Origin of the sequence: Magnetospirillum sp. WYHS-4, assembly GCA_039908345.1 — a bacterium.
Lineage (GTDB): Bacteria > Pseudomonadota > Alphaproteobacteria > Rhodospirillales > GLO-3 > JAMOBD01.
In genome coordinates this window covers 1-7,271 of sequence record JAMOBD010000093.1, presented here as the reverse complement: position 1 = coordinate 7,271, position 7,271 = coordinate 1, and the positions used below count along the sequence as shown (strand labels likewise).

The window sequence follows — 7,271 nt, the reverse complement described above, 5'->3', positions numbered from 1 at the left end:
GGCCCGGCGGTGGTCAAGGGGCTGGTCGATGCCGGGGCGTTGCGGGTTCTCCAGGTGGCGGCGCGTCCGCCCTTGCCCCGCCCCGACTGGGCGCACCCGGGACCGACGCTGTCCGACGCCCAGGACGTGGCCGCCGCCGACCTGGCGGCCAAGGTGGCCGACGGCTTTTCGGTGACCCTGTTGGACGGGGTGCCGGGGTCCGGCAAGACCGAGGTCTATTTCCATGCGGTGGCGGAGGCGTTGCGGCGCGGCCGCCAGGTGCTGGTGCTGCTGCCGGAAATCGCGCTTACCGCCCAATGGCTGGACCGCTTCCGCGACCGCTTCGGCGCCCCGCCGGCGGTCTGGCATTCCGACTTGGCCATGGGGCTCCGGCGCCAGACCTGGCGGGCGGTGGCGGAAGGGCGGGCCGGGGTGGTGGTGGGGGCGCGCTCCGCGCTTTTCCTGCCGTTCGCGAACCTGGGACTCGTCGTCGTCGACGAAGAACACGACGCGGCCTTCAAGCAGGAAGAGGTCGTCATCTACAACGCCCGCGACATGGCGGTGGTGCGGGCGCGGCTGGGGGAGATTCCGGTGGTGCTGGCCTCGGCCACGCCGTCCCTGGAGACCGTGGTCAATGTCCGCCAGGGCCGCTATGGGCTCAGCCATCTGCCCGACCGCCACGCGGGGGCGGAACTGCCCGGCGTCGCCCTGATCGACCTGATAAAGGCCCCGCCGCCTCGCGGGCACTGGCTGTCGCCGCCTCTGGTCGATGCCCTGAAGGCCACCTTCGCCTTGGGCGAGCAGGCCATGCTGTTCCTGAACAGGCGGGGCTACGCGCCCCTGACCCTCTGCCGGGCCTGCGGGCATCGCTTCCAGTGCCCGCGTTGCACCGCCTGGCTGGTCGAGCACCGGCAGGCCAAGCGTCTGCTCTGCCACCACTGCGGCCATGCCGTTCGCATGCCGGAGCGCTGTCCGTCCTGCCAGGCGGAAGACAGCCTGGCCGCCTGCGGGCCCGGTGTCGAGCGCCTGGGGGAGGAAGTCGCCCGCCTGTTCCCCGACGTCCGCCATCTGATCGCCGCCAGCGACACGGTCACCGGCCCCAAGGCCGCCGCCGAACTGGTGCGGCGCATCGAGGACCACGAGGTCGATCTGGTGGTCGGCACCCAGATCGTCGCCAAGGGTTACCACTTCCCCATGTTGACCCTGGTGGGCGTGGTGGATGCCGACCTGGGCCTGGAAGGGGGCGACCTCAGGGCGGCGGAACGGACCTTCCAACTGCTCTATCAGGTGGCGGGCCGGGCGGGCCGGGCCCAGCGGCCGGGGCGGGTGCTGCTGCAGACGACCATGCCCAATCATGCGGTCATGCAGGCCCTGGCGGCGGGGGATCGCGAACGTTTCCTGGAGGTGGAGGCCAAGGGCCGCCAGGAAGCGGGCATGCCGCCCTTCGGGCGCTTGGCGGCGCTGATCGTCTCGGGCGAGGAACTGTCTGCGGTCGAGGCCGTCGCCCGGGCGCTGGGCCGCGCCGCCCCGCGGGAAGAAGGCATCCAGGTTCTGGGACCGGCCCCGGCGCCGTTGGCCCTGTTGCGCGGTCGCCACCGCTATCGGCTGCTCCTGAAGGCGCGCAAGGACGTCAACGTGCAGGCGGTCCTGCAAGCCTGGCTGGCGGCCGTTCCCCATTCCCGCAAGCTGCGGGTCCAGGTGGACGTGGACCCATACAGCTTCCTGTGATGCCGTCTTCCGGCCGGGTCTAGTTGCGCGACTTGTCGACCAGCTTGTTCTTGCCGATCCAGGGCATCATGGCGCGCAGCTTCTCGCCGACCTTTTCGATGTCGTGTTCGGCGTTGATGCGGCGCATGGCCTTGAAGCTGGGCTGCCCGGCCTGGCATTCCAGCATCCAGTCCTTGACGAAGCGACCCGACTGGATGTCGTCCAGAACTTCCTTCATGCGCGCCTTCACCGAGGCGTCGATCAGGCGCGGGCCGGAGACGTAGTCGCCATATTCGGCCGTGTTGGAGATCGAATAGCGCATGTTGGCCATGCCGGCCTCGTAGATCAAATCGACGATCAACTTGACCTCGTGCAGGCACTCGAAATAGGCCATTTCGGGGGCGTAACCGGCCTCGGTCAGGGTCTCGTAGCCGGCCTTGATGAGGCTGGTGAGGCCGCCGCAGAGCACCGCCTGCTCGCCGAACAGGTCGGTCTCGCATTCCTCGCGGAAGGTGGTCTCGATGATGCCCGACCGGCCGCCGCCGATGGCGGAAGCGTAGGACAGCGCGATTTCCAGGGCGTTGCCGGACGCGTTCTGGTGCACCGCCACCAGGCAGGGCACGCCGCCGCCCTTGGCGTATTCGCCGCGCACCGTGTGGCCGGGGCCCTTGGGCGCGATCATGAACACGTCCAGGTCGGGACGGGGCTCGATCAGGCGGAAGTGGATGTTCAGGCCGTGGGCGAAGGCGAGCGCCGCGCCCTTCTTCATGTTGGGGGCCAGTTCGTCGCGCCACAGCTTGGCCTGCAACTCGTCGGGCACCAGGACCATGACCACGTCGGCCCACTTGGCGGCTTCCTTCGGGGTCAGGATCTTGAGCTTTTCCTTTTCCGCCTTGGCGCGGGACGGAGAATCCTCGCGCAACGCCACCGCCACGTCCTTGACGCCGGAATCGCGCATGTTCAGCACGTGGGCGTGGCCCTGGCTGCCGTAGCCGACGACGGCCACCTTCTTCTTCTTGATGAGCTTCACGTCGGCATCGCGATCGTAATAGACCCGCATGGTCCTGTACCCCTCTTAAGTAAGCTAGCTATTCCATGCCCAGCACCGCGGCGGCGCCGCGGGCCATGGCGACCACGCCGGTGCGGGCCACGTCGACCAGCCCCAGCGGCTCCATCAGCTTGATGAAGGCGTCCACCTTGTCGGTGTCGCCGACGATCTCGAATACGAAGGACTCGCCCGTGGTGTCCACGGGGCGGGCCCGGAAGATGGTGGCGATCTGCAGGGCCTCGCTTCGCTTCTCGGCCATGCCGCGCACCTTGACCAGGGCCAGCTCGCGCTCCACATGCGGGCCGTCCATGGTCAGGTCCTGGACGTTGTGCACCGGCACCAGGCGTCCCAGTTGGGCCTTGATCTGCTCGATCACCTGGAGCGTACCCGAGGTGACGATGGTGATGCGCGACAGGCTGGCCTCGGCATTGACCACGGCCACGGTCAGGCTCTCGATGTTGTAGCCGCGGCCCGAGAACAGGCCGACCACGCGCGCCAATACGCCCGGTTCGTTGTCGACCAGGACGGCGATGGTATGGAAGCGGATTTCCTTCTTGTCGGTCACGGGTCTTCCCCTCCTCAGGCCAGGACGACGTCTTCCTCGTCGCCGCTGGTGACGTCGGTGTCACCGGGCCCGAGGATCATGTCGTTATGGGCGTGTCCGGCCGGGATCATCGGGAAGACGTTCTCGGTCGGATCGATGCGCACGTCGACGATGACGGGGCCGTCGTGCTTGAGCATCTTCTCCAGCACGCCGCGCACCTCGCCGGGGGTGTTGGCCCGCAGGCCCAAGGCCCCGAAGGCGTCCGCCAGCTTGACGAAGTCGGGATGGACATCCATCCGGCTTTCGGAATAGCGCTCGCCGTAGAAGAGTTCCTGCCACTGGCGCACCATGCCCATGAAGCCGTTGTTGAGCAGCACCACCTTGACCGGCAGCTTGTACTGCACGGCGGTGGCGAACTCCTGCAGGTTCATCTGGATGGAACATTCCGAACTGACGCAGGCGACGATGGCGTTGGGATGGGCGATCTGCACGCCCAGGGCCGCCGGCAGGCCGTAGCCCATGGTGCCCAGCCCGCCCGAGGTCATCCAGCGGTTGGGTTCTTCCAGGTCCAGGTATTGGGCCGACCACATCTGGTGCTGGCCCACGTCGGTGACGAAGTAGGCGTCCTTGCCGCGGCACAGATCGCGCAGTTCCTCCAGCACGAACTGGGGCTTGGCCAGCTTGCCATCCTTCTTGTAGGCCAGGCACTTGCGGGCCCGCCAGCCTTCGACGGTCTTCCACCAGGCCTTCATGGCCTTGGCGTCGGTCTCGCCCTGCAGGGACTTCCAGACCTTCAGCATGTCCTCGATGACGTAGCCGGCGTCGCCGACGATGGGCACGTCGACCAGCACGTTCTTGTTGATCGACGAAGGATCGATGTCCACGTGGATCTTCTGGGCATGCGGCGCGAAGCCGCTGATCGTGCCGGTGACGCGGTCGTCGAAGCGGGCGCCGATGCAGACGATCAGGTCGGATTCGTACATCGCCATGTTGGCTTCGTAGGTGCCGTGCATGCCCAGCATGCCCAGGAACTGCTTGTCCGACGCCGGGAAGGCGCCCAGGCCCATCAGGGTCAGCGTGCAGGGAAAGCCCGTCTTGTGCACCAGTTCGGCCAGCAGGCGGCAGGCGTTGGGGCCGGAGTTGATGACCCCGCCGCCGGCGTAGACGATCGGGCGCTTGGCCTTGGCCATCATCTTGACGGCCTTCTCGATCTGGCGCGCATCGCCCTTGACCCGCGGGTTGTAGCTGCGCGGCTTGGCCTTGGCCGGAGGAATGTAGGCGGCATGGCCCATCAGCACGTCCTTGGGCAGGTCGACCACCACCGGGCCGGGCCGGCCGTTGCGGGCGACGAAGAAGGCTTCGTGCAGGACGCGGGCCAGGTTGGCGGTGTCCTTGACCAGGTAGTTGTGCTTGGTGCAGGACCGGGTGATGCCGGTGATGTCGGCTTCCTGGAAGGCGTCGTTGCCGATCAGCTGGGTCGGGACTTGGCCGGTCAGGCAGACGAGCGGGATGGAGTCCATCATGGCGTCGGTGAGCCCGGTCACCGTGTTGGTCGCGCCGGGGCCGGAAGTGACCAGCGCCACCCCCACCTTGCCGGTGGAGCGCGCGTAGCCCTCGGCCGCATGCAAGGCGCCCTGCTCGTGGCGGGTCAGCACGTGGCGCAACGCGTTCTGCTTGTAGATCTCGTCGTACAACGGCAGGGTGACGCCGCCCGGATAGCCGAACATCGTGTCCACCCCTTGGTCCTTCAGGGCCTTCAAGACGATTTCCGCCCCCGAGAACTCTTCCTTCGCCATGATCCTTTCCTTTCCAAACGGCGCCGCCCGGGGCGGCCCGGGCGGTCTTTCGCGGCGCAACCCTAGTCGGTCAAAAGCCCTCGGTCAACAAAAACCGGCGAATAAATGAAAAGATTTTCGGCTTCAGGCTTTCCGAATATTGCTCGCCGAGGACCAGGTCGGCCCGGAGCTGATGGCGCAGCCAGGTGCATTGCCGCTTGGCGTAGTTGCGGGTGGCCTGACGAGCCTTGGCGGCGGCTTCCTCCAGGCTTCCGTCGCCGGCGAGGAAGCGGGCGAGTTCGGGCAGTCCGACCGCCTTCATGGCCGGCAGGGCGGGATCGAGGTTCAAGGCCAGCAGGGCCTCGGCTTCCGCCAGCGCCCCTTCTTCCAGCATGCGGCCGAAGCGGACGTCGCAGGCGGCATAAAGAACGTCGCGCGGCGGATCGAGCGCCAGGGTCAGGAAGGGGCCGGGTACCGGTGCCTCGGCGGCCGGGGCTTCGCGTTTCCAGGCGGCCAGCGGCCGGCCGGTCGCCTTCGCCACCGCGAAGGCCCGCACCAGGCGCTGGCGGTCGCCATCGGGCAGGCGGGCCGCCGTCTCGGGATCGAGGGTGGCCAGCTCGGCGCGGAAGGCGGCGCCGCCGATCCGATCGTGGCGTTCCTCCACTTCCTTGCGCAGGATGTCGGGGACGGGCGGCACCGGAGCCAGTCCCTCGCGGAGCGCCTTCAGGTAAAGCCCCGTCCCGCCCACGACGACAGGCAGTCGCCCCGCCGCGCGCACCTCGGCAATGGTCGGGCGGGCCAGTTCCAGCCAGCGCGCCACCGAACAGGCCTGGGCGGCCGGCAACACGCCGAACAGGCGGTGCGGCACCTTGGCTTCCTCGGCCGGCGAGGGGCGGGCGGTGAGGGCATGCAGTTCGCGATAGACCTGCATGGAATCGGCATTGACCACCTCGCCCCCGAACTCGAGCGCGATGTCGACGGCCAGCGCCGACTTGCCCGAGGCGGTCGGCCCGGCGACGATGACGACCGGAGCATCCATGGCCCTAGTCATGCCCGGAAACGGGGCGGGAGGCAAACCGGACCGCTTCAATCATTTGAAGAATAAATTGACTTTTCCGGCTAATCTTGCTAGCCTCAACTCATGGTGCAGGAAGCTGTGCCAGCGGAATAAAGGCGGCCCAACGGATGTGCCGTTCCCTTCAGGGGGAGCTAAAATCCTTCGTGCCGCCTTCCCAAATCTAGGGCCGCCCCTTCTTGGGCGGCCCTAAGTATTTTTCCGGCTGAGGAACAAAGCTCAAATATGTTCCAAAGACCCTATATTTTATATCACGCCACGACTTTCTCGACAGTTTGTTCGAATACGATGGCCGATCCCTGGTCACGTAATGTTGCGTATCGAGGGTGTCGATCATTGCGTGCAAGACAATCCCGTATTGAAGCACTCTCTGGCGTTCGGAAGTATGCCTCGTCCGCGAGAGGACATGAGCGACCGGCGCAATCCATCGCCTGGACTCGGCATCGGATTCCAGAATTCTTACGAACCCCGTAAATGAACCGGTCTCAAGAACACCATCACGACGGCTCAAGAGAAGTTCTCCGATTGCCCGCTGGGACATACGGTCGACAATTCTAACCCGGCGGGATTCCATGCAGTCGATGAAATTCAGCAGGCGATTGCCGCGAACACTTCGGGCAACAGCGACAGAGAGCCCTTCGCGTCGGAATATTTCTATGTTGGCCCATAGTTTTGCCAGTAAAAATAATAGACTTCGAAAGTCATGATTCTCCAAACGCTGGGAGTTCTGGTCCACATCTTGAAGACTTCTGAAATCTTCGTCGGCCAGAGACCGTAGTTTGCCAACCAACTCGTCGGCAGCCTTCAACAAGGGGTCAAGATGGTCGTCAACGAACCTTTGAGCAGACTGAGTGCGTTCGGAACGACGGCGAATTTCCTGATATACAATTTCGCTTATCTTGACCGTCAAGCCGCCACCGAGGGCGGCGGTCAGAAGCTTGAGCCATTCACTGTCTGCCATGACCTTTCTCTGAACTGCCGCCAAGACAGCCGCTACCTCTTGGGTGTCGAAACGGAGAGCACATAGGCCCAACTTGAACAGTGGAGGGGCGTTTTGGGAGAGGCCCCTATTGAAAATATTGGGTTTTTTGGCCTGAAATCCGGACCTGGCGAAAAATGTAGTGGAACATTTTCTCTGTCGTT

6 protein-coding genes are annotated in these 7,271 nt (G+C 65.5%); 1 reads left to right on the top strand and 5 read right to left on the bottom strand.

What is annotated here, in order from left to right:
• Positions 1 to 1,707 (top strand): primosomal protein N' (locus H7841_17215; protein ID MEO5338604.1); only part of this gene is annotated, 1,707 nt, incomplete at its 5' end.
• A gap of 19 nt (positions 1,708 to 1,726) precedes the next feature.
• Here H7841_17215 and ilvC read toward each other — a convergent pair.
• The 5 genes from ilvC to H7841_17190 form a co-directional block, all read right to left on the bottom strand.
• The gene (ilvC, locus tag H7841_17210; GenBank protein MEO5338603.1) at positions 1,727 to 2,746 is read right to left on the bottom strand and encodes a ketol-acid reductoisomerase; all 1,020 of its coding nucleotides are present in this window, start codon (positions 2,744 to 2,746) and stop codon (positions 1,727 to 1,729) included.
• Positions 2,747 to 2,774: 28 nt separating this feature from the next.
• Positions 2,775 to 3,299 (bottom strand): acetolactate synthase small subunit, encoded by a 525-nt coding sequence (gene ilvN, locus H7841_17205; GenBank protein ID MEO5338602.1) that lies wholly within the window; start codon positions 3,297 to 3,299, stop codon positions 2,775 to 2,777.
• Between the two features lie 14 nt (positions 3,300 to 3,313).
• Complete coding sequence (gene ilvB / locus H7841_17200) at positions 3,314 to 5,074, bottom strand: biosynthetic-type acetolactate synthase large subunit (protein MEO5338601.1); 1,761 nt, start codon at positions 5,072 to 5,074, stop codon at positions 3,314 to 3,316.
• Between the two features lie 70 nt (positions 5,075 to 5,144).
• Positions 5,145 to 6,092, bottom strand: coding sequence for a tRNA (adenosine(37)-N6)-dimethylallyltransferase MiaA (gene miaA / locus H7841_17195; protein ID MEO5338600.1), 948 nt, complete (start codon positions 6,090 to 6,092; stop codon positions 5,145 to 5,147).
• Positions 6,093 to 6,291: 199 nt separating this feature from the next.
• On the bottom strand, positions 6,292 to 7,271 hold a 980-nt coding region (locus tag H7841_17190; protein ID MEO5338599.1), incomplete at its 5' end, for a hypothetical protein.